At 66.5% G+C, this 26925-nt stretch carries 29 protein-coding genes; 22 read left to right on the top strand and 7 right to left on the bottom strand.

Translation table 11 applies throughout. The annotated features are described in order from the left end of the window. The 10 genes from N5E02_RS02795 to N5E02_RS02750 all read left to right on the top strand — a co-directional run bounded on the left by N5E02_RS02795 (position 1) and on the right by N5E02_RS02750 (position 7032). Complete coding sequence (locus N5E02_RS02795) at positions 1-171, top strand: DUF1674 domain-containing protein (protein ID WP_005409075.1); 171 nt, start codon at positions 1-3, stop codon at positions 169-171. Positions 172-227: 56 nt separating this feature from the next. Beyond that, the gene (gene sdhC, locus N5E02_RS02790; RefSeq protein ID WP_005416132.1) at positions 228-620 is read left to right on the top strand and encodes a succinate dehydrogenase, cytochrome b556 subunit; all 393 of its coding nucleotides are present in this window, start codon (positions 228-230) and stop codon (positions 618-620) included. After that, on the top strand, positions 617-1003 hold the full coding sequence (sdhD, locus tag N5E02_RS02785) for a succinate dehydrogenase, hydrophobic membrane anchor protein (RefSeq protein ID WP_005409077.1): 387 nt from the start codon (positions 617-619) through the stop codon (positions 1001-1003). Before sdhC ends, sdhD begins: the two co-directional genes overlap by 4 nt. 31 nt (positions 1004-1034) lie before the next feature. Then, positions 1035-2825 carry a succinate dehydrogenase flavoprotein subunit gene (gene sdhA / locus N5E02_RS02780; RefSeq protein WP_014036803.1) on the top strand — a complete coding sequence of 597 codons (1791 nt, stop codon included), beginning with the start codon at positions 1035-1037 and terminating at the stop codon, positions 2823-2825. Between the two features lie 66 nt (positions 2826-2891). Then, on the top strand, positions 2892-3677 hold the full coding sequence (locus N5E02_RS02775) for a succinate dehydrogenase iron-sulfur subunit (protein WP_005409079.1): 786 nt from the start codon (positions 2892-2894) through the stop codon (positions 3675-3677). 98 nt (positions 3678-3775) lie between these two features. Next, positions 3776-4024 carry a succinate dehydrogenase assembly factor 2 gene (locus tag N5E02_RS02770; protein WP_005416134.1) on the top strand — a complete coding sequence of 83 codons (249 nt, stop codon included), beginning with the start codon at positions 3776-3778 and terminating at the stop codon, positions 4022-4024. Then, on the top strand, positions 3975-4424 hold the full coding sequence (locus N5E02_RS02765) for a hypothetical protein (RefSeq protein ID WP_065185207.1): 450 nt from the start codon (positions 3975-3977) through the stop codon (positions 4422-4424). Before N5E02_RS02770 ends, N5E02_RS02765 begins: the two co-directional genes overlap by 50 nt. 23 nt (positions 4425-4447) lie before the next feature. Beyond that, positions 4448-5689, top strand: a complete 1242-nt coding sequence (locus N5E02_RS02760; RefSeq protein WP_005416136.1) for a lipoprotein-releasing ABC transporter permease subunit — start codon at positions 4448-4450, stop codon at positions 5687-5689. Beyond that, entirely contained in the window at positions 5682-6395 is a 714-nt protein-coding gene (lolD, locus tag N5E02_RS02755) for a lipoprotein-releasing ABC transporter ATP-binding protein LolD (protein ID WP_032954095.1), read from the top strand. The genes N5E02_RS02760 and lolD overlap by 8 nt, the downstream gene beginning before the upstream one ends. A gap of 187 nt (positions 6396-6582) precedes the next feature. Next, positions 6583-7032: a DUF6491 family protein gene (locus tag N5E02_RS02750; protein ID WP_065185206.1), complete on the top strand. Its 450-nt coding sequence runs from the start codon at positions 6583-6585 to the stop codon at positions 7030-7032. Positions 7033-7106: 74 nt separating this feature from the next. On the opposite strand, the gene N5E02_RS02745 is transcribed toward N5E02_RS02750, so the two are convergent. The 3 genes from N5E02_RS02745 to ftsY form a co-directional block, all read right to left on the bottom strand. Next, positions 7107-7376: an oxidative damage protection protein gene (locus tag N5E02_RS02745; RefSeq protein WP_014036808.1), complete on the bottom strand. Its 270-nt coding sequence runs from the start codon at positions 7374-7376 to the stop codon at positions 7107-7109. A gap of 5 nt (positions 7377-7381) precedes the next feature. After that, the gene (gene mutY, locus N5E02_RS02740; protein ID WP_065179418.1) at positions 7382-8506 is read right to left on the bottom strand and encodes an A/G-specific adenine glycosylase; all 1125 of its coding nucleotides are present in this window, start codon (positions 8504-8506) and stop codon (positions 7382-7384) included. Between the two features lie 84 nt (positions 8507-8590). Further along, on the bottom strand, positions 8591-9871 hold the full coding sequence (ftsY, locus tag N5E02_RS02735; protein WP_005416141.1) for a signal recognition particle-docking protein FtsY: 1281 nt from the start codon (positions 9869-9871) through the stop codon (positions 8591-8593). A gap of 129 nt (positions 9872-10000) precedes the next feature. Here ftsY and N5E02_RS02730 point away from each other — a divergent pair, with 129 nt between their 5' ends. After that, entirely contained in the window at positions 10001-10300 is a 300-nt protein-coding gene (locus tag N5E02_RS02730) for a hypothetical protein (RefSeq protein WP_065185205.1), read from the top strand. A 167-nt stretch (positions 10301-10467) separates the two neighbouring features. Here N5E02_RS02730 and htpG read toward each other — a convergent pair whose 3' ends face one another. Next, the gene (gene htpG, locus N5E02_RS02725; RefSeq protein WP_279945803.1) at positions 10468-12360 is read right to left on the bottom strand and encodes a molecular chaperone HtpG; all 1893 of its coding nucleotides are present in this window, start codon (positions 12358-12360) and stop codon (positions 10468-10470) included. Between the two features lie 549 nt (positions 12361-12909). On the opposite strand from htpG, the gene rsmD reads away from it, so the two are divergent. The 6 genes from rsmD to N5E02_RS02695 all read left to right on the top strand — a co-directional run bounded on the left by rsmD (position 12910) and on the right by N5E02_RS02695 (position 17722). Beyond that, the gene (gene rsmD / locus N5E02_RS02720; RefSeq protein WP_005416144.1) at positions 12910-13488 is read left to right on the top strand and encodes a 16S rRNA (guanine(966)-N(2))-methyltransferase RsmD; all 579 of its coding nucleotides are present in this window, start codon (positions 12910-12912) and stop codon (positions 13486-13488) included. Positions 13489-13514: 26 nt separating this feature from the next. Continuing rightward, positions 13515-14024, top strand: a complete 510-nt coding sequence (gene coaD, locus N5E02_RS02715; RefSeq protein WP_005416145.1) for a pantetheine-phosphate adenylyltransferase — start codon at positions 13515-13517, stop codon at positions 14022-14024. Between the two features lie 59 nt (positions 14025-14083). After that, positions 14084-14575, top strand: a complete 492-nt coding sequence (locus N5E02_RS02710) for a hypothetical protein (RefSeq protein WP_004153167.1) — start codon at positions 14084-14086, stop codon at positions 14573-14575. 132 nt (positions 14576-14707) lie between these two features. Further along, positions 14708-14989, top strand: coding sequence for a YfhL family 4Fe-4S dicluster ferredoxin (locus N5E02_RS02705; protein ID WP_004153175.1), 282 nt, complete (start codon positions 14708-14710; stop codon positions 14987-14989). Continuing rightward, positions 14986-16716 (top strand): gamma-glutamyltransferase, encoded by a 1731-nt coding sequence (ggt, locus tag N5E02_RS02700; protein WP_065195834.1) that lies wholly within the window; start codon positions 14986-14988, stop codon positions 16714-16716. The genes N5E02_RS02705 and ggt overlap by 4 nt, the downstream gene beginning before the upstream one ends. Before the next feature lie 118 nt (positions 16717-16834). Continuing rightward, complete coding sequence (locus N5E02_RS02695; protein WP_005416147.1) at positions 16835-17722, top strand: MBL fold metallo-hydrolase; 888 nt, start codon at positions 16835-16837, stop codon at positions 17720-17722. A gap of 41 nt (positions 17723-17763) precedes the next feature. Here the strand turns inward: N5E02_RS02695 and N5E02_RS02690 are convergent, their stop codons facing one another. After that, the gene (locus N5E02_RS02690; RefSeq protein ID WP_065179494.1) at positions 17764-18057 is read right to left on the bottom strand and encodes a PsiF family protein; all 294 of its coding nucleotides are present in this window, start codon (positions 18055-18057) and stop codon (positions 17764-17766) included. Between the two features lie 186 nt (positions 18058-18243). After that, on the bottom strand, positions 18244-18876 hold the full coding sequence (gene upp / locus N5E02_RS02685) for a uracil phosphoribosyltransferase (protein ID WP_005416149.1): 633 nt from the start codon (positions 18874-18876) through the stop codon (positions 18244-18246). Positions 18877-19044: 168 nt separating this feature from the next. On the opposite strand from upp, the gene N5E02_RS02680 reads away from it, so the two are divergent. From N5E02_RS02680 to N5E02_RS02665, 4 genes are read left to right on the top strand one after another with little or no spacing between them, the layout of a single operon-like run. Further along, positions 19045-21606, top strand: coding sequence for a TonB-dependent receptor (locus N5E02_RS02680; protein WP_279945802.1), 2562 nt, complete (start codon positions 19045-19047; stop codon positions 21604-21606). Next, on the top strand, positions 21606-22721 hold the full coding sequence (locus N5E02_RS02675; RefSeq protein ID WP_279945800.1) for a phytase: 1116 nt from the start codon (positions 21606-21608) through the stop codon (positions 22719-22721). Before N5E02_RS02680 ends, N5E02_RS02675 begins: the two co-directional genes overlap by 1 nt. Positions 22722-22735: 14 nt before the next feature. Beyond that, a complete protein-coding gene (locus N5E02_RS02670; protein WP_279945807.1) occupies positions 22736-24085 on the top strand; it encodes a metallophosphoesterase family protein in 1350 nt (449 codons plus the stop codon). A 10-nt stretch (positions 24086-24095) separates the two neighbouring features. Continuing rightward, the gene (locus N5E02_RS02665; protein WP_065179491.1) at positions 24096-24710 is read left to right on the top strand and encodes an inorganic diphosphatase; all 615 of its coding nucleotides are present in this window, start codon (positions 24096-24098) and stop codon (positions 24708-24710) included. 19 nt (positions 24711-24729) lie between these two features. On the opposite strand, the gene N5E02_RS02660 is transcribed toward N5E02_RS02665, so the two are convergent. Then, positions 24730-25314, bottom strand: coding sequence for a hypothetical protein (locus N5E02_RS02660; RefSeq protein WP_065179490.1), 585 nt, complete (start codon positions 25312-25314; stop codon positions 24730-24732). A 109-nt stretch (positions 25315-25423) separates the two neighbouring features. Between N5E02_RS02660 and N5E02_RS02655 the strand changes: the two genes are divergently transcribed. Then, positions 25424-26839, top strand: coding sequence for a deoxyribodipyrimidine photo-lyase (locus N5E02_RS02655; protein WP_065185201.1), 1416 nt, complete (start codon positions 25424-25426; stop codon positions 26837-26839). Positions 26840-26925 lie beyond the last annotated feature (86 nt).

Raw genomic sequence — 26925 nt, 5'->3', positions numbered from 1 at the left:
ATGATAGGCCAAACAACCCCCACTCCCGACGACGAATCTGAAGCCCCGCTGGTCCCTGCGGCACCCGTGCCCGTGGAACAGGAAAAAGCAGAGGAATTCGGCGGCCGCGGCGGACTTGATCCGGTGCGGTATGGCGATTGGGAGAAAAACGGACGCTGCATCGATTTCTGATCAGCATTGAGCCAACGCGGCCGCGTGCCGCCCAGCCGAGACAACGAGCCCAGCGAATGGCGACCAGACAACGCCCACTTTCCCCGCACCTTCAGGTGTATCGCTGGCAGATTCAGATGGCCACCTCGATCCTGCATCGAGCCACTGGCATCTTTCTGTCTGTTGGTGCCCTCATCATCGCTGCCGGCCTGCTGGCCCTGATGATGGGGCCCGAGTCCTGGAACTGCTTCACCGGCCATGCCGGGGCCTGGTATGGCCGCGTGTTCCTGTTCGCGTGGACATGGTCGTTCGCCTATCACCTGTGCAATGGCATCCGTCATGTAGTGCAGGACTTCGCCATCGGCTTCAGCATCCCTGCCTTCATCCGCAGCAGCTGGCTGTCGGTCATCGGCAGCCTGGTGATCACCCTGCTGGTGTGGGCCTATGTGATGTTCGGAGGTGCCGCGTGAGCAAGTTCCGTACCCCGCTGAAGAACGTGCGCGGCCTGGGCTCGGCCAAGACCGGCACCGAGCATTTCGTGCACCAGCGCCTGACCGCCGCCGCGCTGGTGGTGCTGGGCATCTGGTTCCTGGTCTTCGTACTGGGCCTGCTGGGCTCGGATTACGCGACCGCCGCCGCCGCCGTGGCCAAGCCGTGGAATGCAGTGCCGCTGATCGGCCTGCTGATCGCCATGTTCTGGCACGCGCAGCTCGGCATGCAGGTCGTGCTGGAAGACTACATCCACGAATCGCTGCTGGCCCTGGTGCTGCAGACCGCGGTGAAGTTCGTCGCCGTGCTCGGCATGATCGTCAGTGTGTTTGCGGTGGGCCGCATCGCCCTCGGCGTTGCCTGAGCCCAGGCACCTACACAGGAATCCAGATTAGATGTCCGCTTACAAGATCACCGAACACAAGTACGACATGGTCGTGGTCGGCGCCGGCGGTGCCGGCCTGCGCGCCACGTTCGGCCTGGCCGCCAAGGGCCTGCAGACCGTGTGCCTGACCAAGGTCTTCCCGACCCGTTCGCACACCGTCGCCGCCCAGGGCGGTATTTCGGCCGCACTCGGCAACATGGGCGAGGACGACTGGCGCTACCACTTCTTCGACACCATCAAGGGTTCGGACTGGCTGGGTGACCAGGACGCCATCGAGTACATGTGCCGTGAGGCCATCCCGGCCATCATCGAACTCGAACACTACGGTGTGCCGTTCTCGCGCACCGCCGAAGGCAAGATCTACCAGCGTCCGTTCGGTGGCATGACCACCAAGTACGGCGAAGGCCCGGCGGCGCAGCGTACCTGCGCGGCGGCCGACCGTACCGGCCACGCGATGCTGCACACCCTGTACCAGCAGTCGCTGAAGCACGATGCGCGCTTCATGATCGAGTACTTCGCGCTCGACCTGATCTTCGACGACGAAGGCGCCTGCCGCGGCGTGCTGGCCCTGGACATGTCCGATGGCACGCTGCACCTGTTCCGCGCCCAGGGCGTGGTGCTGGCCACCGGCGGCTACGGCCGTGCCTACTTCAGCGCTACCTCGGCGCACACCTGCACCGGCGACGGTGGCGGCCTGGCCATGCGTGCCGGCATCGCCATGCAGGACATGGAGTTCGTGCAGTTCCACCCGACCGGCATCTACGGCGCCGGCTGCCTGATCACCGAGGGTGTCCGCGGTGAAGGCGGCATCCTGCGCAACAGCAGCGGCGAGCGCTTCATGGAGCGCTATGCACCGCACTACAAGGACCTGGCCTCGCGCGACGTGGTCAGCCGTTCGATGACCATCGAGATCCGCGAAGGCCGCGGCGTCGGCGAGCACAAGGATCACATCCTGCTCGACCTGACCCACCTCGGCCCGGGCGTGATCGACGAGAAGCTGCCGGGCATCGCCGAGAGCGCCCGCATCTTCGCAGGCGTCGACGTGCACAAGCAGCCGATCCCGGTCATTCCGACCGTGCACTACAACATGGGCGGCATCCCGACCAACTACCACGGTGAAGTGGTGCAGAAGGTCGGCGACAACGACAACGCCGTGGTGCCGGGGCTGTACGCCATCGGCGAAGCGGCCTGCGTGTCCGTGCACGGCGCCAACCGCCTGGGCTCGAACTCGCTGCTCGACCTGGTGGTGTTCGGCCGTGCGGTGGCCAACCGCTGCGCCGAGACCATCAAGCCGGGCGCCGCGCACAAGCCGCTGCCGGCCGATGCCTGCGACAAGGCGCTGGGCCTGCTGGACAAGCTGCGCCACGCCAACGGCGATACCCCGACCTCGGTCATCCGCGACCGCATGCAGCGCACCATGCAGGCCGACGCGGCCGTCTTCCGCACCAGCCAGACGCTGAAGGAAGGCTGCGAGAAGATGGACAAGATCTTCGACTCGTTCCAGGACGTGAAGGTCTCCGACCGTTCGCTGGTCTGGAACTCGGACCTGATCGAGACCTACGAGCTGAACAACCTGCTGCTCAACGCGGTGGCGACGATCAACTCGGCCGAACAGCGCAAGGAAAGCCGTGGTGCGCATGCGCACGAGGACTATCCGGACCGCGACGACGTCAACTGGCAGAAGCACACCCTGGTCAGCGTCGACGAGAAGGGCAAGTGCAGCTTCGACTACCGTCCGGTGCACATGTACACGTTGACCGACGACGTGTCCGTGGTGCCGCCGAAGCCGCGCGTGTACTGATCCGACCCCGCCTACCATGCAATCCGCGCCCACGGGCGCGGGCCGCCTGAGCCAACGAGAGCAGCCATGGCCGAGTTTTCACTCCCCAAGAATTCCAAGATCACGAAGGGCAAGCACTTCCCCGTCAAGAACGGCGGCAAGAATGTGCGCACCTTCAAGATCTACCGCTGGAGTCCGGACGACGACAGCAACCCGCGCACCGATACCTATGAAGTCGATCTGGACGCCTGTGGCCCGATGGTCCTGGACGCCCTGATCAAGATCAAGAACGAGATCGACCCGACCCTGACCTTCCGCCGCTCCTGCCGCGAAGGCATCTGTGGTTCGTGCGCGATGAACATCGACGGCACCAACACCCTGGCCTGCACCCGAGCCATCTCGGACTGCGGCAAGAAGGAAGTGCCGATCTACCCGCTGCCGCACATGAACGTGGTCAAGGATCTGGTTCCGGACCTGACCCACTTCTACGCGCAGTACGCCTCGATCAAGCCGTGGATCCGCACCCAGACCCCGGCACCGCCGGACCGTGAGCGCCTGCAGTCGCCGGAAGACCGCAAGAAGCTCGACGGCCTGTATGAGTGCATCCTGTGCGCCTGCTGCTCGACCAGCTGCCCGAGCTACTGGTGGAACGGCGAGCGTTACCTGGGCCCGGCGATCCTGCTGCAGGCCTATCGCTGGATCATCGACTCGCGCGATGAGGACACCGGCGCGCGCCTGGACGATCTGGAAGATCCGTTCAAGCTGTACCGCTGCCACACCATCATGAACTGTGCCCGGACCTGCCCGAAGGGCCTGAACCCGGCGCTGGCAATCGCCGAGATCAAGAAGCTGATGATGGAGCGCCGCGCCTGATACAGGCCTGGCAGTACCCGGTGGAGCCACGCCACGCGAGGCTGCACCACCCAGTAGAGCCACGCCATGCGTGGCTTTGCTGTATCTGGAGAAGCACGATGGAAGACGATGTCCTGCTGAAGAAGCTGCGCTGGCGCTGCCGCCGCGGCATGCGAGAACTGGACCAGCTGTTTGGCCGCTACCTGGACCACGAATGGCGCACTGCGCCGACCGAAGAGCGCGAGGTTTTCCTGTTCCTGCTCGACTGCGAGGACGATAAGTTGTGGCGCTGGTTCATGGGCTATGAGGCCTGCCCGCATGCGCACGCGATCCCCCTCATGCAGAAGATCCTCGCCCTCAAGCCTTGAGTGGCGCCCCTCGCGGCTGCAGGCCGCCGCCCAGGTCGTGGTGCTGCTGGCCGCCCCCTGGTTGCTGCGTGCCTCCGATCTGCCTGCGCGGCTGCTGATGCCCGCGCTGCTGCTGGCCTGGGGCGTCGGGTTGGCCGAACTGGCCTGGCGCCAGCGCCGGCCGCGCGTGCAGGTGCTTCTGCCTCCGCTTCCCGGGCCACTGCAGGTGGCGGGGCGGGACGTCGATACGCCAAGGCTGGTGGTGCGTGGCCCATGGCTGTTGTTGCTGTGGTGTGAGGATCGGCGCCGCCGGCGCCTGCTGTTCTGGCCGGATGTGCTCGATTCCGGGCAGCGACGTGAACTGCGACTGGCCGTGGCCGCACGCAGCGTTTCCCGTCGGCCCCGGTCGATGGCACCATAAGCTGAATTGACCGGCGTGCCTGCATGTTCAAACCCATTCCCGTGGCCATTGGCCTGCGCTACCTGCGCGCCAAGCGCCGCAACGGCTTCATCTCCTTCATCTCGATGGCATCGATCCTGGGCATCGCGCTTGGCGTTACGGTGCTGATCACCACTCTGGCGGTGATGAGCGGTTTCCAGAAGGAAATCCGCAGTCGCCTGCTGCAGATGACCGCACACACCACCATCAGCCGTGACGGTGAACCGATGCCGGACTGGATGCGCGTGGTCGATGTCGCCCGCAAGGATCCGCGCGTGGCGGGTGCCGCGCCGTACATCGAGATCCAGTCGATGATCAGCGGCCCGCGCGTGCAGGGTGCGATCATCCAGGGCATCGATCCGGCCCTGGAGCCGAACGTCTCGGTGATCGACAGGAAGGTCACCAAGGGCAGCTATGACAGCCTCAAGCCGGGCAGCTTCAACCTGCTGCTGGGCAAGGAGCTGGCGATCTGGCTGGGCGTGGACGTTGGCGACCAGGTGCTGGTGACTTTTGCCGAAGTGCAGGGTACGCCTGCCGGTGCAGTGCCACGGATGAAGCGCTTCACCGTCAGCGGCATCTTCGAGGCCGGGTACAACGAGGTCGATCGCGGCGTCGGCTTCGCCAACATGCAGGACCTGGAGCGTGTTCTGCGTAGCGACGGCGCCACCGGCGTGCGGCTGAAGCTGCACGACATGGACCGTTCGCTGGAAGTGGGCGTGGACCTGGCGCAGAGCCTCGGTGGCGCCTATCGCGTGAGTGACTGGACGCAGCAGAACGCCAATCTCTACCACTCGCTGCGCATGGAGAAGGTGGTGATGGGCATCCTGCTGTCGCTGATCATCGCCATGGGGGCCTTCAACCTGGTGTCCTCGCAGGTGATGCTGGTGACCGACAAGCAGGCCGACATTGCCATCCTGCGCACCCTGGGCCTGACCCCGGGCGGGGTGATGCAGGTGTTCATGGTGCAGGGCTCGTTGATCGGCATCTTCGGCACGCTGGCCGGCCTGATCGGTGGCATCACCCTGACCCTCAACCTGGAACGCATCCTCGGCGCCATCGAGAGCGTGTTCAACGTCAAGCTGCTGCCGGAGGATGTGTACTACATCACCGGCCTGCCGACCGACATGCAGACCGGCGACGTGGTGGCGATCACAGTGGTCGCGCTGCTGATGAGCTTCCTGGCCACCCTGTATCCCGCCTGGCGGGCAGCACGCACCCAGCCGGCGGAGGCCCTGCGTTATGAATAAGGTCGTCAACCGCGGCGATGAAGTGATCCGCGCCGAAGCGCTGGGCAAGACCTATGCCGAAGGGCGCATGCAGACGCCGGTGTTCGATGGGCTGGACCTGACCGTGACTGCTGGCGAGACGGTGGCGATCATCGGTGCCTCCGGTGCCGGCAAGAGCACGCTGCTGCACCTGCTGGGCGGCCTGGACATTCCGACTGCCGGCGAAGTGTATGTGACCGGCCAGCGCATGTCGGCGCTGTCGGATACCGCGCGCGGTCTGCTGCGCAACCAGGCGCTGGGCTTCGTCTACCAGTTTCATCACCTGCTGCCGGAATTCACCGCGCTGGAAAACGTGATGATGCCGGTGCTGCTGGCCGGCACCGCCGTGGCCGAGGCGAGCAGCCGGGCGACCACGCTGCTGGAAGCGGTCGGCCTCGGCCATCGCCTGGACCACAAGCCGGGCGAGCTGTCCGGCGGCGAACGCCAACGTGCCGCAGTGGCGCGTGCGCTGGTCAACCATCCCGCCTGCGTGCTCGGCGACGAGCCGACCGGCAACCTGGATGACCGCACCGCCGGCACCGTGTTCGAGCTGATGCTGGAACTCAACCGCGCGCGCCATACCAGCCTGGTGCTGGTGACCCACGACCGCAGCCTGGCGCGGCGCCTGGACCGGGTGCTGGAGCTGCGCGAAGGGCGCCTGCACGCGCTGGCCCACGCCGACGTCTGAGCGCTGGGACCGCTTTGGTAGAGGCCGGCCTTGGTCGGCTGCTCCTGCAGGGCAAGCGCCAACCAAGGTTGGCGTCTACCGTGGTCCGGCCAGTAGCCGCCGACCGGCGGCTGAATGGGGCACGAGCCGTCGCGCCGGCGTTGCCAGCCCAGGCGCATGATGGCGACAGTTCCCCGAGGAGATCGCCATGAAGACCCCGATCCTGATGGCCGGAATCTGCCTGGCACTGGCCGCCTGTGCGACGACCGGCCGGCTCAGCAGTACCGAAAGACTGGATCTGTACCGTGCCCACGCCGGCGCGCCGCAGAACGACATGCAGTTCTTTGGCAGCCTCAATGGCTGGACCGAGCTGGGCGACAGTGCGCTGGCGGTGTGGACCCGTCCCAGCGAAGCCTATCTGCTGGAGTTGAATGGTCCCTGCCAGGACCTGCCGTATGCGACCGCCATCGGTCTGACCAGCAGCATGGGCCGTGTGTCGTCGCGCTTTGACAAAGTGCTGGTGCGCGACCCCACCGGCGGCCCGCGCCTGCCGTGCTTCATCAACAGCATCCGCAAGCTGGATGTGAAGGCGCTGCGCGCGTCCGAGCAGAAGCTGCGCCAGGCGCAGGTGCAGGAGCGCGAGGAAAACGCGAAATAGCGCGGTAGTGCCGGCCGCTGGCCGGCATCGCGCAGATGCCAGATTGCCGGCCATCGGCCTGCACGACCTGCCTGTCAGGCTTCCGGGGTGAAGCCGGCCGGCTTTTCCGCGTCCTTCTCGAACAGGAACTTGACCAGTTCGCCTTCAAGGAACGCACGATGTTCCGGCGTGCGCGGCGACAGCCGGTTCTCGTTGATCAGCATGGTCTGGTGGGCCAGCCACGCGGCCCAGGCCTGCTTGCCGATGTTGTTGAAGATGCGCTGGCCCAGCTCGCCGGGGTAGGGCACGAAGTCCAGGCCCTCGGCATCGCGTTGTTCGTACTGGCAGAAGACGGTTCGGGGCATGGCATTCACTCGTGGTTACGGGGTTTGCTGGAATTTCGTTTCGGCGTCTTGATCGTGGCGCCGTCGAGCAGTTTGCGGATCGGTGCCGGCAGGCCCAATGCGGGTAGCTCGTCGTTGGCGACCCAGCGCAGCGTGGGTTCTTCCACCCGCAGGCCGCGCACCTTCCGTGACAATACCTGCAGGTGCAGCCTGTAGTGGCTGAAGGTGTGCTGCAGCACCGGCAGTTCCTCTGCATCTTCCAGCGAGCCGTCGACATGTGCGTCGAACCAGTCCTGCAGGTCGCTGCCGGCCTCGGCCTGCGGCAGCGTCCACAGCTGCGCCCAGATGCCGGTGTCCGGCCGCTTCTGCAGCAGCACGCGTTGCTGGGCGTCGCGCAGCAGCAGGGCGACCGCTTCGCGTTCGGGCAGGGTCTTGCTGGGCTTGGGCGTGGGCAGTTCAGCGGTGCGGCCTTCGCGCCGCGCCACGCACGCGTCCTGCAGCGGGCAGATCACGCAGGCCGGCTTGGCCCGGCTGCATACCGTCGCGCCCAGATCCATCTGCGCCTGGGTGTAATCGGCCATGCGCCCGGCCGGCACCTGCGCGACGTGCGCCTGGGCAATCGCCCACAGTTGTTTCTCGATGGCCGGCAGGCCGGGAAAGCCGTCGATGCCGTGGTAGCGGCTGAGCACGCGCTTGACGTTGCCGTCGAGAATCGCGAACCGATCGTTCCATGTCTGGCTGAGGATCGCACCGGCGGTGCTGCGGCCGATGCCGGGCAGGGCATGCAATGCATCGAAATCGCGCGGCAGGTCGCCGTCGTGCAGTTCCACGCAGCGCTTTGCGGCGGCATGCAGGTTGCGTGCGCGGGCGTAGTAGCCGAGCCCGGCCCACTGCGCCATCACCGCGTCATTGCTGGCGGCGGCGAGCTCGGGCAGGGTTGGGAAGTGCTGCAGGAACCGCTGGAAGTACGGGATGACCGTGGCCACCTGGGTCTGCTGCAGCATGATCTCCGACAACCAGACCCGATAGGGGCTGCGCGGGTGCTGCCAGGGCAGGTCATGGCGACCGTGGTCGTCGAACCAGTGCAGCAGGCGGGCGACGAAGTCGTCTTCCTTGGCAGTGTCGGCGCTGGCGTGCGGCTGGCGGGGCATGAGTGTTCCGGAAGGAGGCAGCCACCCATGGGGTGGCTCTACCAGATCGCAGTAGAGCCACGCCATGCGTGGCTGCACGGTGTATCAGGCGCCCAATGCTTCGGGCAGCAGGGCGTCGACGAAGGCTTCCGGGTCGAATACACGCAGGTCTTCCGGGCGCTCGCCAATGCCGGCGAAGCGGATCGGAATGCCGAACTCGCGGGCCAGTGCGAACACCACGCCGCCCTTGGCGGTGCCGTCCAGCTTGGTCACCACCAGGCCGGTCACGTTCACTGCGGCATTGAACTGGCGCAGCTGCGACAGCGCGTTCTGGCCGGTGGTGCCGTCGATCACCATCAGCACTTCGTGCGGGGCGGTGGGGTCGATCTTGCCGAGCACGCGGCGGATCTTGCCCAGCTCGTTCATCAGCCCGGACTGGGTGTGCAGGCGGCCGGCGGTATCGGCGATCAGCACCGAGGTGCCGCGGGCCTTGCCGGCCTGCAGCGCGTCGAATGCCACCGAAGCGGCATCGGCGTTCTGCCCCTGCGCAACCACGGCCACGCCGTTGCGCTCGCCCCAGGCCTGCAGCTGGGCCACGGCGGCGGCGCGGAAGGTATCGCCGGCAGCCAGCATCAGGCTGTGGCCGTCATCCTTGAAGCGCTTGGCCAGCTTGCCGATGGTGGTGGTCTTGCCGACGCCGTTGACGCCGACGGTGAGCACTACGAAGGGCTTGGCATTGCGGTCGATCACCAGCGGCTTGGCCACCGGCTGCAGGATCGCGATCAGTTCGGCGCGCAGCGCGGCCAGCAGCGCATTGGCGTCGGCGAACTCGCGCGACTTCATGCGCTTGCGCAGGCCCTCGACCAGATCGGTGGTGGCGCCCACGCCGACGTCGGCGGTGATCAGGGCGGTTTCCAGCTCGTCCAGCAGATCGTCGTCGAGCTTGGGGTTGCGCGAGAACAGGCCGCCGAAGCTGCGCGCGATGACGCTGTTGCGCAGGCGCTCGCGCCAGCCGGGCTTGCCGGCGGGCGCCGGAGGGGCATCCACCAGCGCAGGCAGGTCGGTGGCCGGGGCGGTGGGTTCCTCGACCGGAATGACCGGAGCCAGAGGAGCCAGCACAGCGGCCGCAGCGAGCGCTTCAGCCTGGACGTCCTCGGGCGCGGTGGCCGGCTGCGCAGCTGGCACGGCAGGCACTTCGGCGACCGGGGCCGATTCCGGTGCAGGTGCGGGTGCATTGGCTTCGACCACCGCGGCGGTGGGTGCGTCTTCGGCCGGGGCGGCCGACGGGAACGCCGCCGCCAGCTCTTCAGCCGAGTAGTGCTGGGTCTTGGACGCCTCCGTGGTGGGGGCATCCTGGGGCTTCTTGCGGCGGAAAAAACTGAGCATTGGCAAAAGGCGCTGAAATCAGAGGGATATGCTACCACTCGGGCCTGTCGGGCCGATGTGGACTCAAGGTCGCGGCCGGCCGGCCGTTAACCGGTCCGGAGGGTTGCGCGGAGCGGCCCGGAGACCGCCATGAACAACGTGATGGGAATCGCCCTCGGCGGGATGCGTGCGGCCCAGCAGGGCGTGCAGGTGGCAGCGCACAACGTGGCCAATCTGGCCACCCCCGATGCGCAGCGCCTGCAGTTGCAGCGCGGTGCCACTGGACAGGGTGGGGTGCAGGCCTCGGTGACTGCCGCCGGCGCTGATGTCGGTGCACCGCTGGGAGATCTGCTGGCGGCGAAAGCCGAGGTGGTGGCCTTCGCCGCCAATGCCTCGGTGATCCGCCGCCAGGACCCGTTGCTGGGTTCGCTGCTGGATCGGGAAGCCTGAGCCCCCTCGGCAGGCGCGAACCGCCGCCCCTGGTGGGTGCCAACCCTGGTTGGCATGCTTACCCCCCCTGGCAGGTGCCAACCTTGGTTGGCACGCTTTTGGGGCGCCAACCAAGGTTGGCCTCTACCAAGGCACCGCTGGGCCATGCCCGGCGACCACCGCCTCGATCAGGCCGACAGCTCCAGCAGCAGCTTGTTCAGGCGCGCCACATAGGCACCCGGATCCTTCAGGCTGTCACCGGCGGCCAGCGCGGCCTGGTCGAACAGCACCCGACCGAGGTCGTCGAAGCGCGCGCCATCGGCTTCGGCGTCGAGCTTGGCGATCAGCGGATGGCCCGGGTTGATCTCCAGCACCGGCTTGCTGTCCGGCACCTTCTGCCCGCTGGCTTCCAGGATCTGGCGCATCTGCAGGCCCAGGTCCTGCTCGCCGATGGCCAGCACCGCCGGCGAATCGGTCAGGCGGTGCGACACGCGCACCTCGACCACTTCGTCACCCAGGACCGTCTTGAGCCGCTCGACCAGGCCCTGCTTGTCCTTTGCTGCCGCTTCCTGTGCCTGCTTGTCCGCATCGGTTTCCAGTGCGCCCAGGTCGAGATCGCCACGGGCGATGTCGACGAAGCCCTTGCCGTCGAAATCGGTCAGGTAGCCCATCAGCCACTCGTCGATGCGGTCGGTCAGCAGCAGCACTTCCACGCCCTTCTTGCGGAACACTTCCAGGTGCGGACTGTTGCGCACCTGGCTGTAGCTCTCGCCGGTGAGGTAGTAGATCTTGTCCTGGCCTTCGGTCATGCGGCCGATGTAATCGGCCAGCGACACGCTCTGCGCATCGCCGTCGCCACGGGTGGAGGCGAAGCGCAGCAGGCCGGCCACCTTCTCGCGGTTGTTGTAGTCCTCGGCCGGGCCTTCCTTCAGCACCTGGCCGAACTCCTTCCAGAACGTGGCGTACTGCTCGGGCTTGTCGGTGGCCAGCTTCTCCAGCATGTCCAGCGAACGCTTGGTCAGCGCCGATTTCATCGAATCGATGACCGGGCCGGACTGCAGGATCTCGCGCGAGACGTTCAGCGACAGGTCGTTGGAATCGACCACGCCCTTGATGAAGCGCAGGTACAGCGGCAGGAACTGCTCGGCCTGGTCCATCACGAACACGCGCTGCACGTACAGTTTCAGGCCCTTGGGCGCATCGCGGTGGTACAGGTCGAACGGCGCGCGGCCGGGCACGTACAGCAGCGAGGTGTACTCCAGCTTGCCCTCGACCTTGTTGTGGCTCCACGCCAGCGGGTCGCTATGGTCGTGCGCTACGTGCTTGTAGAACTCGGTGTACTCGGCGTCGCTGATCTCGGTGCGCGGGCGGGTCCACAGCGCGCTGGCGCGGTTGACGGTCTCCCACTCGACGGTGGCGCCTTCTTCGCCACCTTCCTTCGGCATCTGGATCGGCAAACCGATGTGGTCCGAGTACTTCTTGAGGATGCTGCGCAGGCGCCAGCCATCGGCGAAGTCGTGCTCGCCGTCCTTCAGGTGCAGCACGATGCGGGTACCGCGCTCGGCCTTGTCGACGGTGGCCACTTCGAAATCGCCTTCCCCACGCGAGCTCCAGCGCACGCCTTCGGCTGCAGCCAGGCCGGCGCGGCGCGAGGTCACTTCCACTTCGTCAGCGACGATGAAAGCGCTGTAGAAGCCGACGCCGAACTGGCCGATCAGCTGCGAATCCTTCTTCTGGTCGCCGGACAGCTGCCGCAGGAAGTCGCCGGTGCCGGACTTGGCGATGGTGCCGAGGTGGGCGATGGCTTCGGCGCGGCTCATGCCAATGCCGTTGTCTTCGATGGTGATGGTGTGGGCGGCGGCGTCGAAGCTGACGCGCACGCGCAGCTCGCTGTCGCCTTCCAGCAGCGCCGGTTGGGTCAGGGCCTCGAAGCGTAGCTTGTCGGCGGCGTCGGCAGCGTTGGAGACCAGCTCGCGCAGGAAGATTTCCTTGTTGGAGTACAGCGAGTGGATCATCAGCTGCAGCAGTTGCTTGACTTCGGTCTGGAAGCCAAGGGTTTCGGTCTGGGTGGTCTCGGTCATCGATAGGGCTCCATGTGCAATGCCGCGCCAGCGCGTGCGGCCTCGCCAAGGGGTAGGGGTGATTGTCCCGAAATCAAGGGGTTGTTCGGCCGGGCTGCGCCCGGCACCCGCAGAGGCCAGAGCAACAGCCGAAGCAACAGCGGGCTATCCGTGGGATGGCGGGGCGGTGTCGGATTGCGGGGACACCGCGCAATCCGACACCGCCACGCCTTCGATAGTTGGCCGGCGGCCAGTAGATCCACGCCATGCGTGGATGGAATCTCTCAGATATCGAAATCCAAACCAGGGTCAGATCCGTTTTCCGCAGGAAAACGGATCTGACCCCGCCTGTATGTCGAGCATCGGATCGCGTCTGGGGTAGAGCCCCCTGAGTCAGGGGGCGGCCGCGAAGCGGCGGGGGTATGGAAGCTGGTAAGTGGGGCCCGCGTTTCGCGCAGCGAAGCGTGGGAGCGACAGCGCGCATGCGTTGGCGCGTCCCCGGCCGCGGCCCGGCCGAACTACAATCCCACTCATGCTGAAATTCTTGAATACCTCCCGCCGGGGACGCCAATGAGCGGCCGTGGGGGCAACGACGGCCAGGTCCGCATCATCGGCGGTCGCTGGCGCAATACCCGCTTGCCGGTGCCGACCCTGCCGGGGCTTCGGCCCAGCAGCGACCGTGTGCGCGAGACCCTGTTCAACTGGCTGATGCCCAAGCTGGGCGGGGCCCGCGTCCTGGACCTGTTCGCAGGCAGCGGCGCATTGGGGCTGGAAGCCGTCTCGCGCGGTGCCGCCCACGCCACCCTGGTCGAGCGCGATGCGCAGCTGGGACGCAACCTGACCGCCGCCGTGGCCAAGCTGCAGGCCAGCGACCAGATCAGCGTCGTGCAGGCAGATGCCCTGCGCTGGCTGCAGGGTGCGCAGGCGCAGCAGGCCGATCTGGTGTTCATCGACCCGCCATTCGCCGATGGCCTGTGGCAGGACGTGCTGGCCCAGCTGCCGCGGCACCTGGCAGCCGATGCCTGGCTGTACCTGGAATCGCCGGCCGGCCACGTGCCGGTGCTGCCGCAGGGCTGGCTGCTGCACCGCGAGGGCGGCACCCGTGAGGTGCGTTTTGCCCTGTACCGCCGTGCCACTGCTACACTTTGACCTCATCTGAACATCTGCTACCGCCCATGACCGTGGCCAACCGCCGCATTGCCGTCTATCCCGGCACGTTCGACCCGATCACCAACGGTCACATCGACCTTGTGAGCCGGGCCGCGCCGCTGTTCGAAAAGGTCGTGGTCGGCGTGGCGCAGAGCCCGTCGAAGGGCCCGGCGCTGCCGCTGGAACAGCGCGTGCAGCTGGCGCGTGGCGCCCTGGCCCACCATGGCAATGTCGAAGTCATCGGCTTCGATACCCTGCTGGCCCATTTCGTACGTTCGGTCCAGGGCGGGGTGCTGCTGCGCGGCCTGCGCGCGGTGTCCGACTTCGAGTACGAGTTCCAGATGGCCAGCATGAACCGCCACCTGATCCCCGAGGTCGAGACCCTGTTCCTGACCCCGGCCGAGCAGCACAGCTTCATTTCGTCCTCGCTGGTCCGCGAGATCGCGCGCCTGGGCGGCGACGTGTCCGGTTTCGTGCCGGCCGCGGTGCTCGAAGCCCTGCGCAAGGTCCGCGAAGCGAAGGCGGCACAGTCGTAAGCCCGCCGTACCTGCACCCCATTACGTACAACACCACGCACCATTCCGGGAGGAAATCCATGAACACCACCATGCGCGCGATGCTGATCGCTTCGTTGGCCCTGGCCTTCACCGCCTGCAAGAAGGAAGAGGCCGCTCCGGTCGACGAGGCCAAGCAGGCCCTGGTCGCTCCGTCCAAGGACGACGATGCCGGCTGGAAGAAGTACCTGCAGGAAGTGGCGATCCAGAACATGGGCAACATCACCAACAGCCCGTTCCTGTATTACCTCTCCCCGGAATCGGACCCGGACTTCCAGGCCAAGTACGAGCGCCAGACCGAGAGCGCGACCCAGGCCGTGGCCCGTGGCGTGCAGCCGGGCAACATGCTGGCCTTTGGTTCGTCGGCCTCGGGCAAGATGGCTGACATGATCCAGGCCGTGTTCAAGGACGTGTCGCCGGATTCGATGAAGGGCGTGCGCGTCGTCTTCATCGGCCAGTCGGCCGACAACGCCCGCGTGCAGGCTGCGATCCAGCCGACCGGTGCCGAGTACATTTTCGTCGAAGCCAAGTAATACCGAGCCATGGCGGCCATGCTCCGGCATGGCCCGGGCGGCGTCCTGCCAGGGCGCCGCTGATGACCTGACCGGCCCGCGCGCCCGCGCTGGCCGGTCCTTTGTCCCAAGGCGCGGGCGAGGAGTATCGCCATGTCGCTGAAAATCAACGAGCTCTGCGTCAACTGCGACGTCTGCGAGCCGGCCTGCCCGAACCAGGCCATTGCGATGGGTGAAACCATCTACGTGATCGACCCTGCGCGCTGCACCGAATGCGTGGGTCATTTCGACGAGCCACAGTGCGTGGTCGTCTGCCCGGTCGAGTGCATCGACCCGGATCCGGAGATCGTGGAAACGGAAGACCAGCTGCTGGCCAAGCTGCGCCAGCTGCAGCACGATCACCCCGAACTCTATGCGGAGCCCCCATCCGAATGAAGACGCTGATCGTCCGCCCCCTGTTGCTGCTCGGCCTGCTGCTGAGCCCGATGGCCTGGGCCGACAGCCCGGCCCGTGCCGAGCGCCCCGACGGCGCAGCCATTGCCAGCGGCCACGCGCTGGCCACCCAGGCCGGTATCGATATCCTGGCGCAGGGCGGCAACGCCTTCGACGCTGCGGTGGCGGTCTCGTCCACGCTGGCGGTGGTCGAGCCGATCAGTTCCGGACTCGGCGGCGGCGGCTTCTTCCTTCTGCACGACGCGGCCACCGGCAAGGACGTGATGCTGGATGCACGCGAGACCGCACCGGCGGCGGCCACGCCGCAGGCCTTCCTCGACAAGCAGGGCAACCTGGACCGCGACCGCTCGGTCAACGGTGCGTGGTCGGCGGGTATTCCCGGCCTGCCTGCGGCGCTGGTCGAACTGTCGGCCAAGCACGGCAAGCTGCCGCTGTCTGCATCGCTGCAGCCGGCGATCCGCATCGCGCGCGAAGGCTTCCCGGTGTACGACCGCATGGCCAAGGGCTATGCGTCGCGCCGTGAAGTGATGGAGCGCTATCCCGGCACGCGTGAAGTCTATCTGCGCAACGGCAAGCCGATCGCCAGCGGTGACCTGTTCAGGCAGCCGGAGCTGGCGCAGACGCTGGAGCGCCTGGCCGCAGGTGGCTTCGATGGCTTCTACAAGGGCCAGACCGGAAAGCTGCTGCTGGCCGGCGTCAAGCAGGCCGGCGGCAAGTGGACCGCTGAAGAGCTGGCCGGCTACCGCGTGAAGCAGCGCGAGCCGATCGTGTTCAACTACAACGGCTGGAAGATCACCACCGCGCCGCCGCCGTCGTCGGGTGGCATCGCGCTGGCCAGCATGCTGCAGATCCTGGAAGGCTGGGACATCAGGAAGATGGACCCGGCGCACCGCACCCACCTGGTGGTGGAGTCGATGCGCCGTGCCTACCGCGACCGTACGTTCTTCCTCGGCGATCCGGACTTCGTGCAGATCCCGCAGAAGGTGCTGACCAGCAAGGACTACGCACAGGGCCTGCGCGCGACCATCCATCCGGAGAAGGCCACGCCCAGCGACCTGCTGTCGGGCAATCCGACGCCGCTGGAAGACGACGAGACCACGCACTTCTCGATCATCGACCGCGACGGCAACCGCGTCGGCGCCACCCAGACCGTCAACCTGCTGTACGGCTCGGGGCTCATTCCCAAGGGCACCGGCGTGCTGCTGAACAACGAGATGGACGATTTCGCGCTGAAGCCGGGTACGCCCAATGCCTTCGGCGTGATGGGCTACGAGGCCAATGCGCCGAAGCCGGGCAAGCGCATGCTCAGCTCGATGACGCCGACCTTCATGGAAAACAGCGACAAGGTGATCGTGCTGGGCACGCCGGGTGGCAGCCGCATCATCACCATGGTGCTGCTGGGCATCCTCGGCTACGACGCCGGCCTGGACGCGCAGCAGGTTGCCGCGCTGCCGCGCTACCACCACCAGTGGCTGCCGGATCTGATCGAAGCCGAGGACGATGCGTTCGACGCGGCGACGGTGAAGCAGCTGCAGGCGATGGGCCACAGGATCGACCTGCCGGGCAATGTCGCCGCCGGCGGTCGCGGTTCCAGCCACGTGTGGGGCAACCTGCAGACCGTGGAATGGGACCGCAAGGCGAACAAGCTGTTCGGCGGCAGCGACCCGCGCAATCCGGTGGGCAGTGCCCAGGTCGTGCCGGCCCACTGATGTGGCGGTGCCGGCCACTGGCCGGCAATCTGGCAGATCACCAGGACCCCGCCAACCGGCGGGGTTTCCTGTTTCCTTTCTAGCGATTATTTAACAGTCCGGCGCCGATAATCGACGCATGAAACTCTGGTCTATTCGTGGAAACTCGCAGCGCCTGGACGGTGGCGCGATGTTCGGCAACGCGCCGCGTGCGTTGTGGGAAAAATGGGCGGCTCCGGACGAGCTCAATCGCATCGAGCTGGCCTGCCGTGCGCTGCTTGCCAGTCCGCTGGAAGGCAAGACAGTACTGTTTGAAACCGGTATCGGTGCGTTCTTCGACCCGCGCATGCGCGAGCGTTATGGCGTGCAGGAAAGCCAGCACGTGCTGATCGATTCACTGCGCGAAGCGGGTTTCGAGCACGAGGACATCGACGTGGTGGTGCTCAGCCACCTGCACTTCGATCATGCCGGTGGCCTGCTTGCCGCATGGAGCGAAGGGCGTGAGCCCGAACTGCTGTTCCCCAACGCAACCTATGTGGTTGGTGCGCAGCATTGGCAGCGCGCCGTGCGGCCACACCCGCGCGATCGGGCCAGTTTCATTCCTGAGCTGCCCGGCCTGCTGCAGGCCAGTGGCCGCCTGGAAGTAGTGGAGGGGGAGTACTCGAAGGCGCTCGGCCGCAGCGTGCGCTTCAGCTACAGCGATGGGCATACGCCGGGGCTGATGCTGGCCGAGATCGTTGGCCACGCGCATGCCGGTGAAGATGCGCATGGTGGCGTGGTGTTCTGTGCCGACCTCATCCCAGGTCGTTCATGGGTGCACGTGCCGATCACCATGGGCTATGACCGCAATGCCGAATTGCTGATCGACGAGAAACGGCAGTTCCTTGAAGACAAGCTGGCGCGCAACGTGCGGCTGTTCTTCACCCACGACCCGCAGGTGGCGCTGGCGCAGCTGGGCCGTGATGACAAGGGACGTTTCGTGACCCTGCACGAACAGGGCGAGCTGAAGGCGCGCGCCCTAGGTTAATGGCAGAGCCGAGCGTGGGCTCGGCTCCACATCACTCGTCGTTACGACGCCTTCAGGCAGCTGCTCATGAAGGTCTTGCGCGCATCGCCGGCCAGCTTCTTCGCGCCTGCGTCAGCGTTGCATTTGCGCATGCGTTCCTGCTGCGTATTGACCGGCTTGGTTTCGGCGGCATGACCGCTGAGGCAGGAGCTCTGCGCGGTCTTGTAGGCATCCCCCTTCAAGCCCTTGTTCTTGGCCGAGCATTCGGCCATGCGCTGCTGCTGCGGGGTGGTGGCATTGGCAGTCAGGGGCAGGCCGACCAGCAGGACAGCGGCCAGCAGGAAAGAGGCTTTCATCGGGAGCTCCAAGCGGTGGCGGGTGCGCGGAGCATTCGCTTCCGACCGGTAAGGCCACGTGAAGAATCACGCGTCGGCCACACCCGCGTCCACGGGCGTTCACGTGACGCGGCGAAGCGGGCCGGCGAACGGTTGTCGGGTCAGAGCCCTCTCCTGCGGAGAGGGATCCGACCACGGTTCGCCGGATCAGCCGACGCGGGTGCCGAAGATGCGGTCACCCGCGTCGCCCAGTCCGGGCAGGATGTAGCCCTTGTCGTTGAGCTGGGCATCGATGGCCGCAGTGTAGATTTCCACGTCCGGATGCACGGCCTTCACTGCTTCGATGCCTTCGGGCGCGGCCACCAGGAAGATGCCCTTGATGCGACGGGCGCCGGCGCGCTTGAGCATGTCGATGGTGGCGATCAGCGTGCCGCCGGTGGCCAGCATCGGGTCGAGGATCAGTGCGTCGCGCTCTTCCAGGCGGCCGGTCAGGCGCTCGAAGTAGGGTACCGGCTGCAGGGTTTCTTCATCGCGCTGCAGGCCGACCACGCTGACACGGGCGGCCGGAATCAGCGACAGCACGCCGCTGAGCATGCCCAGGCCGGCACGCAGGATCGGCACCACGGTGATCTTGGCGCCGGCAATGCGCTGCACCGTCACCGGGCCGGCCCAGCCGGCCAAGGTGTGCGGCTCGGTATCCAGGTCGGCGGTGGCCTCGTAGGCCAGCAGCGTACCCAGCTCGTTGGCCAGTTCGCGGAAATCCTTGGTGCTGAGCGCAGCGTTGCGCATCAGGCCGATCTTGTGCTGCACCAGCGGGTGGCGCACTTCGACGATCTTCATGGTCGGGAAGGGGAATAGGGAGAGAGGCCGCCATTTTGCCGGATTGGCGGGGCGAAGCCCAAACCGGGCCCGGGGCCGCTGTACATGAAATGTGCAGAGGCATGTCACGGCCATGCAACCTTGCGGACATACCGTGCAGACCCATTCTTAACAGGAATGGGGATTCCAGTGCATATCAAGACTCCGTTGGCCGTTGCCATCACCCTGACCCTGGCGATGGGGGCTGCCGCCCCGCTGCAGGCCGCCGGGCAGCAGGCGGTAGCCGCCACCGGCGCCGTGGCGGCCGACGCGGTCGACCTGGACCGTATCGAGGTGCGCGCCCAGCTCGAATCGCAGGTCCGCGCGGTCGACCTCAAGCGCGGCAGCGACGCCATCGAAGACGCGGTGTCCTCCGATGCCCTGGGCCAGTACCCGGACAAGAACGTGGCCGAGTCGCTGCAGCGCCTGCCGGGCATCAGCGTGACCCGTGACCAGGGCGAGGGCCGTTTCGTGGTCATCCGTGGCCTGGACGCCAATCTCAACAGCGTCAGCGTGGATGGCATCGCCGTGGGCACGCCGGAGGATTCCAGCCGTGCCGCGCCGCTGGACGTGATCCCGTCCGATTCCACCGAACGCCTGCGCGTGGTGAAGTCGCCGACCCCGGACATGCCCGGTGATGCCATCGGCGGTGCCGTGCTGGTGGAATCGGCCTCGGCCTTCGACCGCGACGGTCGCAGCCTGCGTGGCAAGATCGAGGGCAGCCACCAGCAGCTGTCCGGCGAGACCAGCCCGAAGGCGGCCTTCAACTACAGCGAAGTGTTCAACGACACCTTCGGCGTGGCGCTGGGCGTGAACTACCAGAAGCGCCGGTTCGAGTCGGACAACACCGAAGTGGAGTACGACGGCGAGGACGATGCCGCCCCCGGTGACGTGACCGCGATCAACCTGCAGCACCGCAAGTACGAGATCGAGCGCAAGCGCATCGGCGCCAACCTCAACCTCGACTGGCGGCCGGACGAAGACAGCAGGTACTACCTGCGCACGCTGTACAGCCAGTTCGACGATGCGGAGACCCGCCAGCGCGTGATCTTCAACTTCGACGACGCGAAGATGGTCAAGACCGGCACCGACCAGTACCGCCTGGATGGCATGCCGAAGGACTCGATCGACAAGCGCATGCGCTACCGCACCAAGAAGGAAAACACCTTCGCGGCCAGCCTGGGCGGCGAGAACAAGTTGACCAACGCCGTGGTTGATTACCGGATCGGCTACACCCGTACCGAAGAGCGCGTGAACGACGAGATGGAGGCGCGTTTCAAGCTCAACGGCAGGGCGTTCAACGGCAGCCTGGACCAGAGCAGCCGGCTGCCCAGCTACAGCTTCGACAACCCGCAGTGGCTGGACAACAGCAACTACGCGTTCGACCGCTTCGTGCTATCGCCCAAGCAAGTGAGCGACAAGGAGCACAGCGCGCAGGTCAACGTGCGCTTCGACGGCGACAGCAGCAGCATCAAGTTCGGTCTGCTGGGCCGCTGGCGCGACCGCGACGTGAATGTGGATGAGCGCGAACTACGCGTCGGCCCGAAGGTGGCGCTGGCGGGCTGGACCACCTCCTCGCCCGAACATCGCCACGGCAACTTCGGCGACGGCATGGATTCGGCGGCGATGCGTGCCTTCTGGGCGGCCAATGGCAGCCAGTACAGCGCTCGCCCGCAGGACGTCGGCGGCAATGCGATGACGTCGCTGGAAGAGGATTACGTGGCCAGCGAAGACATCTTCGCCAGCTACGCCATGGGTACCTGGGACGTGGGCGCGCTGCGCCTCATCGGCGGCGTGCGCGTGGAGAACACCCGCTTCAAGGCGATTGGCAACCAGGTGGACGTGGCCGCCAACGGCCGCAGCTTCACCGTCACCCCGCGCGTGGCCAACAGCAGCTACACCAACGTGCTGCCGGGCCTGCACCTGCGCTATGACGCGGCTGATGACTGGGTGCTGCGCGCCTCGGCCAACAAGACCGTATCGCGCCCGTCCTTCGGCGACGTCTCGCCGCGCGCGGGTTACAGCCGTGGTGACGAGGAAGTGCGCCTGGGTAACCCGGAACTGGATCCGTACGAGTCGAAGAACATCGACCTGTCGGTGGAGAAGTACATCGGCAGCAGCGGCATCGTTTCGCTGGGCCTGTTCCACAAGTCGATCGATGGCTACATCGTCGAAACCGTGCGCACCAATGATCCGGCCTACGGTGGATTCGATGTGACGCAGCCGATCAATGGTCGCAAGGCCACCGTGCGTGGTGCGGAGTTCAACTGGCAGCAGCAGCTGGCCTTCCTGCCGGACGGCCTGGATGGCCTGCTGGTCGGCGCCAGTGGCACCTGGCTGGATACGAAGTTCGATGCCGGCATCAAGGACCGTGCGGGCGAGGACTTCACCCTGCCGCGCGCTTCCAAGCATGTCTACAGCGCACACATCGGCTATGAAAAGTACGGTGTAAGCACGCGCCTGGCGGCCGTGTACCGCAGCGAGTACCTGGACAGCATCGGCAAGGGGCGCGCATTCGACATCTACGTGGCACCCAACACCCAGCTCGATTTCTCGCTTGACTACAAGTTCACCCCGCGCGTGAGCGTGTACTTCGAGGCGCAGAACCTGCTGGACAAGCCGTTGGAGCTGTACCAGGGCACCCGTTCGCGCACCCTGCAGCTGGAAGAGTACGGCCGCACCTATGCGCTGGGCCTGAAGGTGGCGCTGTGATGGGGCGTGGCGTCACTGTCCTGGCCGCCGCGCTGGCGGCTACGCTGGTCGCCGGCTGCAAGCCGGCCACCGGCAACGATCCGGTTGCGGGAGCGGCCTCGCCGGCCGCCAGTGGCGAGCGCAAGGTAGCCACCATCGCCGAAGCGTTCCTGTCACCGATGACCCCGGCCGACAACATCGACTCGCCGGCGGCCTGGCGCGCGCCGGACGGCGTACTGTGGCTGATCGCCACTGCCAAGGCCACCGACAAGCTGGTGGTCTACGACGGCAGCACCGGCCAGCACCTGCGTGACGTCGGCAGCAGCGGCACCGCACCGGGGCAGTTCGACCGCCCAAACGGCATCGCGGTGACCGACGACCTGCTGTGGATCGTGGAGCGCGACAATCACCGCGTGCAGGTACTGCGCCTGCCGGACTTCGCGCCGCTGGCGACGTTCGCGGCGGACGACCTGCGCAAGCCTTACGGGCTGTGGGTCGACCGCCGTGCCGATGGCTACAGCGTCTACGTCACCGACTCCTGGGACAACGGCGAGGATGCACAGGGGCGCGACATCCTGCCGCCGCTGGCCGAGCTGGACAAGCGCGTGCGCCAGTATCACGTGACCCGCAATGGTGAGAAGGTCGACGCGAAGCTGGTGGCCAGCATCGGCGATACCACCGAGACTGGTGCGCTGCGCGTGGTCGAGTCGATCTGGGGCGATCCCGAGAACGACCGCCTGCTGATCGCCGAAGAGGACGAGAGCTACGCCAGCGAGTTCAAGGTCTACACCCTCGCGGGCCGCTTCACCGGCACCACCTTCGGCCGCGACGTGTTCAAGGCACAGGCCGAAGGCGTGGCCCTGCGCACCTGCGGCAAGGATGGCTGGTGGATCACCACCGAACAGGGCAAGCAGCGCAGCGTGTTCCATCTGTTCGACCGGCACACGCTGAAGCCGGTCGGCGCGTTCCAGGGCAATACCGTGGCCAACACCGATGGCATCTGGATGATGCAGCAAGCCAGCACGCGCTTCCCGCACGGTGCGCTTTATGCCGTGCATGACGACCAGGGCGTGGTAGCGTTCGACTGGGAGAGCATCGCCAAGCAACTGGCGTTGCCGCTGGAGTGTGGCGCATGAGCCGGCAGCGCGTGATGCGCACGTTGGCCCTGGGTCTGCTGCTGACGCTGCCGTCGCTGTCGTTCGCGGCGGCCGAACCGAATACCCAGGTGCCGGCAGGTAGCCGCCACTACGCAGCGACGACGGTGCCGGACCGCATCGTCGCCTCGCCGGTGGCCGATTCCAGCCATGGGTTCGCAGTGGCCTGGCGCACCGATGGCAGCGTGCAGGCGCCGCTGCTGGAGATCGCAATGGCCGCAGATTCGCCGGCCATCGAAGGCATCCGCCAGGTTCGTGCGACGACCCGCGCGCTGCAGACCGAGAACGGCCTGTCGCACCACCATCGTGCAGATATCGATGGCCTGCAGCCGGATACCCAGTACGTCTACCGTGTGCAGGGCAACGGCAGTTGGAGTGCATGGAACCAGCTGCGCACGCTGGCTGCCGCCGACCAGCCGCTGACCCTGCTGTACTTCGGCGATACCCAGAACAAGAACGTCAGCCATGTCAGCCGCGTGGTGCGTGCCGCGCAGAAGGCCGCACCGCAGGCACGCATGAGCCTGTTTGCCGGCGACCTGGTCAGCGGCGGCGACAACATGGATGACAGCGAGTGGGGCGAATGGTTTGCCGCCGTCGGCTGGCTGGCGCAGGAAATGCTGGTGGCGCCGGCCATAGGCAATCACGAGTACTTCGAGGAATTCGAGGACACCCCGCAGGAGCGCCGGGTGCTGGGCCGCCACTGGCCGGTCACGTTCGCGTTGCCGGGCAATGGTGCCAGCGCTGCGCAGCAGAGCAGCTACTGGTTCGATGCGCAGGGCGTGCGCGTGGCGGTGGTCGATGGCACTTCGGCACTCGACCTTGGCACCGCCAAGGCACAGGCGCAATGGCTGGACAAGGTGCTGACCGGCAATCCGCAGCCGTGGACCATCGTGTTGCTGCACCAGCCGTTCTACTCGCCGCGCGAAGGGCGCGAGAACGCCGCGCTGCGTGAGGTGCTGTTGCCGGTGGTACGCCGCCACAACGTCGATCTGGTGCTGCAGGGCCACGACCACACCTATGGCCGCCGTGGCGAGGGGCAGGCCGCAACGCCGCAGTACGTGGTAACCGTGGCGGGGCCGAAGCAGTACCGTCTCTCCGACGAGGCACGAAAGACGATGGATCCGGTGGCCGAAGACACCCAGTTGTTCCAGGTGTTGAACATCGACCCGCAGCGCCTGCGCTATGAAGCACGCACCGTGACCGGCCGTCTCTACGATGCCTTCGAACTGCGCCGCGATGCCAAGGGGGGGAAACAGCGCATGGAGCTGACCGAAGGCCGCATCGCACCGCGCGACTGCCCGCGTGCGCAGACCGCCAAGGGTCGCGCCGATCGCTGCTGGGAATGAGGAGATCCAGATGAAAACCGTACGCCGTCTTGTCCCCATGGCTGCCATCGGCGGGGCCCTGCTCCTGCTCGCGACAGCGGTGACCGCTGCCGATACCGTGCTGCATCCGTTCCTGGTGGCCCAACCAAGGGAAGCCCCGCGGGAGGTGAATCTGGCGGTGGAGATTCCCGCCGGCAGCGTGACCAAGTACGAGATCAAGGAAGACGGCCTGGTGCATGTGGACCGCTTCCAGTCGATGCCGGTCGCCTATCCGGCCAACTACGGTTCGATGCCGCGCACGTTGGCTGGCGACAACGATCCGCTGGACGCGCTGGTGCTGACCCGTGAACCCCTGCATCCGGGCGTGATCGTACGCTTCCGGCCGATCGGCTACCTGAAGATGATCGACGGCGGCGAGCACGACGAGAAGATCATCGGCGTGCCGACCGACAAGGTTGACCCGACCTACGCCAACATCCGCGACCTGGCCGATCTGCCGGAGATCGAAAGAGAGCGCATCGAAGCGTTCTTCCGGGTCTACAAGGACCTGCCGGCCGGGCGCAACCCGGTGCAGCTCAACGGTTGGGGCAACGCCGCCGAGGCGCGGGCGCTGATCAGCGAAGCGATGAAGCGCTTCGAAAGGTAGATCCGCGCCATGCGTGGATTCAGTCCAGCAACGTCTCGATGAACGATTCGGCCTGCAGGCGGTCGCCCAGTACCCGGGCCACCACCTGTACGGCTGCGTCCTGGTGTTCAGGGCGGATGCCGCCATCGTCATCGTCGTTGTAGAGGTCATCGCCGGCGTCGAGGTACACCGTGCCTGCTGCAGCCAGAGCTGCCATCAGGGTCGGCACGTCGGCAGTCATTTCGACGGCATCCAGCAGGCCGGCACCGTGATGGCTGAACAGCACACGGCCGTCGTCCAGATCGAGGATGAGCGGATCAGCGCTGCGATCGGCAATCACCAGCCAGTTCGAGGGCCAGTCGTTGATCCGTTCGCCGCTGATGCCATGCCATCGATAGCCGGCCTGATGGCTCCACAGGCGTTGCAGCGGCGGTATCCAGACATCAAGGCCGGGAACGGTGATGCCGGCGGTGCCTACCCGGGCATTGATCACTTCGCCCAGCGGCCCGACCTGCGCGTAGAAGCGTGCCAGTACCGGGGGCAGCGGGAACGGGCCCTGCCAGTCGCTCTCGTGCTGGGCATGCAGCAGCCCGAAGCGGGCGAATGAGGCGTGAAGATCATCCATGTCAGAGTCCATCGGGCAGCGGCCGTGCAGCCTAGCAGACGGCGTCTGCGCGCATCGCCTTCACCACCGCTGGCTATCATGTGCGCCTTCCACAACGAAGGCGGTGCATGTGTCGGTAGCGTTGGTATGGTTCCGCCGTGATCTGCGGCTGCAGGACAATCCGGCCCTGCAGGCCGCGCTGGACGCCTGTCACCATGTGGTGCCGGTGTACATCCACGCGCCGCACGAGGAAGGCGAATGGGCGCCCGGCGCGGCGTCCGATGCCTGGCGTCATCGCTCACTGGCCGCACTGGATGCCGACCTGCGCACGCGCGGCTCGTCGCTGGTGCTGCGCAGTGGTGACAGCCTGCCGGCCCTGCAGTTGCTGATCGAGCAGACCGGCGCCGAGGCGGTGTACTGGAACCGCAAGTACGAGCCGGCCACCCAGCCTCGCGACGCTACCATCAAGCGCACGCTGCGCGAGCAGGGCGTCGACGCGCAGAGCTGCAATGGCAGCCTGTTGTTCGAGCCCTGGGACATCGCCACCCAGCAGGGACAGCCGTACAAGGTGTTCACGCCGTACTGGCGCAACGTGCTCAGTCATTGGCGCCTGCCGGCACTGCAGGCCGCACCGGAGGCACTGACGCCGCACGCGGTCGGCAGCCTCGCACTTGATGATCTCCAGCTTGCACCGACGCTGGATTGGGATACCGGCTTCTGGGAGTACTGGCAGCCGGGTGAAGCCGGTGCGCTGGAGGCGCTGTCGGTGTTCGAGGACGGCGCCTTGCGCGGTTACCGCGAGCAGCGAGACCTGCCCGACCGCGTGGGCACCTCGCGGATGTCGCCGCACCTGCATTTCGGTGAGATCGCACCGTGGCGCATCGCGCATGCGCTGGAAAGACTGCGCAGTGCCGGCACCGATGCCGACATCGACGGCTATCTGCGGCAACTGGGCTGGCGTGATTTCGCCTACCACCTGTTGCATCACTTTCCGAAGACGCCCACGGACAACCTCAATCCGCGTTTCGACCGCTTCGCCTGGGCGGCACCGACTGCAGCGCAACTGCACGACTGGCAGCGCGGCAACACCGGCGTGCCGATCGTTGATGCCGGACTGCGCGAGCTGTGGCACACCGGCTACATGCATAACCGGGTGCGGATGATCGTGGCCAGCTACCTGTGCAAGCACCTTCGCGCGCACTGGCTGCATGGCGCGCGCTGGTTCTGGGACACCCTCGTCGATGCCGACCTGGCCAACAACACGATGGGCTGGCAATGGGTGGCCGGGACCGGCGCCGATGCCGCGCCGTACTTCCGGGTGTTCAACCCGGTCACCCAGGCCGAGAAGTTCGATCCGCAGGCCCGCTACATCAGCCGCTGGGTGCCCGAGCTGGCGGCACTGCCGGTGAAGGCGCGGTTTGCGCCGTGGCAGCATCCCCTGCTCCTGGCAGCACACGCGCCTGACTATCCACGCACGCCCATGGTGGACCTGGCTGAGGGCCGCGACGCTGCGCTGGCGGCATACCGCCAGTCGGGGGCGGGGTAAAGGGTGACCCGAGCGATCCGGTCAGTTAGCTGAACGCGGCCCTGTCGGCGCACCGGATCATCATCCCGACATCGCATTCGGCTGTT

This window comes from Stenotrophomonas sp. GD03777 (assembly GCF_029842485.1).
GTDB classification, from domain to species: domain Bacteria; phylum Pseudomonadota; class Gammaproteobacteria; order Xanthomonadales; family Xanthomonadaceae; genus Stenotrophomonas; species Stenotrophomonas sepilia.
The sequence above is the reverse complement of the archived record's forward strand: the minus strand, read 5'-3'. Positions and strand labels throughout refer to the sequence as shown.

Excerpts from the sequence above, each read along its gene's own strand:
- htpG (WP_279945803.1), bottom strand. The coding sequence starts at position 12,360 with ATGACCGAGACCACCCAGACCGAAACCCTTGGCTTCCAGACCGAAGTC.
- N5E02_RS02690 (WP_065179494.1), bottom strand. The coding sequence starts at position 18,057 with ATGAAAGCCTCTTTCCTGCTGGCCGCTGTCCTGCTGGTCGGCCTGCCC.
- N5E02_RS02745 (WP_014036808.1), bottom strand. The coding sequence starts at position 7,376 with ATGCCCCGAACCGTCTTCTGCCAGTACGAACAACGCGATGCCGAGGGC.
- ggt (WP_065195834.1), top strand. The coding sequence starts at position 14,986 with ATGAAGACGCTGATCGTCCGCCCCCTGTTGCTGCTCGGCCTGCTGCTG.
- N5E02_RS02795 (WP_005409075.1), top strand. The coding sequence starts at position 1 with ATGATAGGCCAAACAACCCCCACTCCCGACGACGAATCTGAAGCCCCG.
- N5E02_RS02710 (WP_004153167.1), top strand. The coding sequence starts at position 14,084 with ATGAACACCACCATGCGCGCGATGCTGATCGCTTCGTTGGCCCTGGCC.
- N5E02_RS02660 (WP_065179490.1), bottom strand. The coding sequence starts at position 25,314 with ATGGATGATCTTCACGCCTCATTCGCCCGCTTCGGGCTGCTGCATGCC.
- N5E02_RS02775 (WP_005409079.1), top strand. The coding sequence starts at position 2,892 with ATGGCCGAGTTTTCACTCCCCAAGAATTCCAAGATCACGAAGGGCAAG.
- coaD (WP_005416145.1), top strand. The coding sequence starts at position 13,515 with ATGACCGTGGCCAACCGCCGCATTGCCGTCTATCCCGGCACGTTCGAC.
- sdhC (WP_005416132.1), top strand. The coding sequence starts at position 228 with ATGGCGACCAGACAACGCCCACTTTCCCCGCACCTTCAGGTGTATCGC.
- ftsY (WP_005416141.1), bottom strand. The coding sequence starts at position 9,871 with ATGCTCAGTTTTTTCCGCCGCAAGAAGCCCCAGGATGCCCCCACCACG.
- N5E02_RS02760 (WP_005416136.1), top strand. The coding sequence starts at position 4,448 with ATGTTCAAACCCATTCCCGTGGCCATTGGCCTGCGCTACCTGCGCGCC.
- mutY (WP_065179418.1), bottom strand. The coding sequence starts at position 8,506 with ATGCCCCGCCAGCCGCACGCCAGCGCCGACACTGCCAAGGAAGACGAC.
- rsmD (WP_005416144.1), top strand. The coding sequence starts at position 12,910 with ATGAGCGGCCGTGGGGGCAACGACGGCCAGGTCCGCATCATCGGCGGT.
- lolD (WP_032954095.1), top strand. The coding sequence starts at position 5,682 with ATGAATAAGGTCGTCAACCGCGGCGATGAAGTGATCCGCGCCGAAGCG.
- N5E02_RS02750 (WP_065185206.1), top strand. The coding sequence starts at position 6,583 with ATGAAGACCCCGATCCTGATGGCCGGAATCTGCCTGGCACTGGCCGCC.
- N5E02_RS02675 (WP_279945800.1), top strand. The coding sequence starts at position 21,606 with ATGGGGCGTGGCGTCACTGTCCTGGCCGCCGCGCTGGCGGCTACGCTG.
- N5E02_RS02770 (WP_005416134.1), top strand. The coding sequence starts at position 3,776 with ATGGAAGACGATGTCCTGCTGAAGAAGCTGCGCTGGCGCTGCCGCCGC.
- N5E02_RS02665 (WP_065179491.1), top strand. The coding sequence starts at position 24,096 with ATGAAAACCGTACGCCGTCTTGTCCCCATGGCTGCCATCGGCGGGGCC.
- N5E02_RS02705 (WP_004153175.1), top strand. The coding sequence starts at position 14,708 with ATGTCGCTGAAAATCAACGAGCTCTGCGTCAACTGCGACGTCTGCGAG.
- sdhA (WP_014036803.1), top strand. The coding sequence starts at position 1,035 with ATGTCCGCTTACAAGATCACCGAACACAAGTACGACATGGTCGTGGTC.
- N5E02_RS02730 (WP_065185205.1), top strand. The coding sequence starts at position 10,001 with ATGAACAACGTGATGGGAATCGCCCTCGGCGGGATGCGTGCGGCCCAG.
- upp (WP_005416149.1), bottom strand. The coding sequence starts at position 18,876 with ATGAAGATCGTCGAAGTGCGCCACCCGCTGGTGCAGCACAAGATCGGC.
- N5E02_RS02670 (WP_279945807.1), top strand. The coding sequence starts at position 22,736 with ATGCGCACGTTGGCCCTGGGTCTGCTGCTGACGCTGCCGTCGCTGTCG.
- N5E02_RS02765 (WP_065185207.1), top strand. The coding sequence starts at position 3,975 with ATGCGCACGCGATCCCCCTCATGCAGAAGATCCTCGCCCTCAAGCCTT.
- N5E02_RS02695 (WP_005416147.1), top strand. The coding sequence starts at position 16,835 with ATGAAACTCTGGTCTATTCGTGGAAACTCGCAGCGCCTGGACGGTGGC.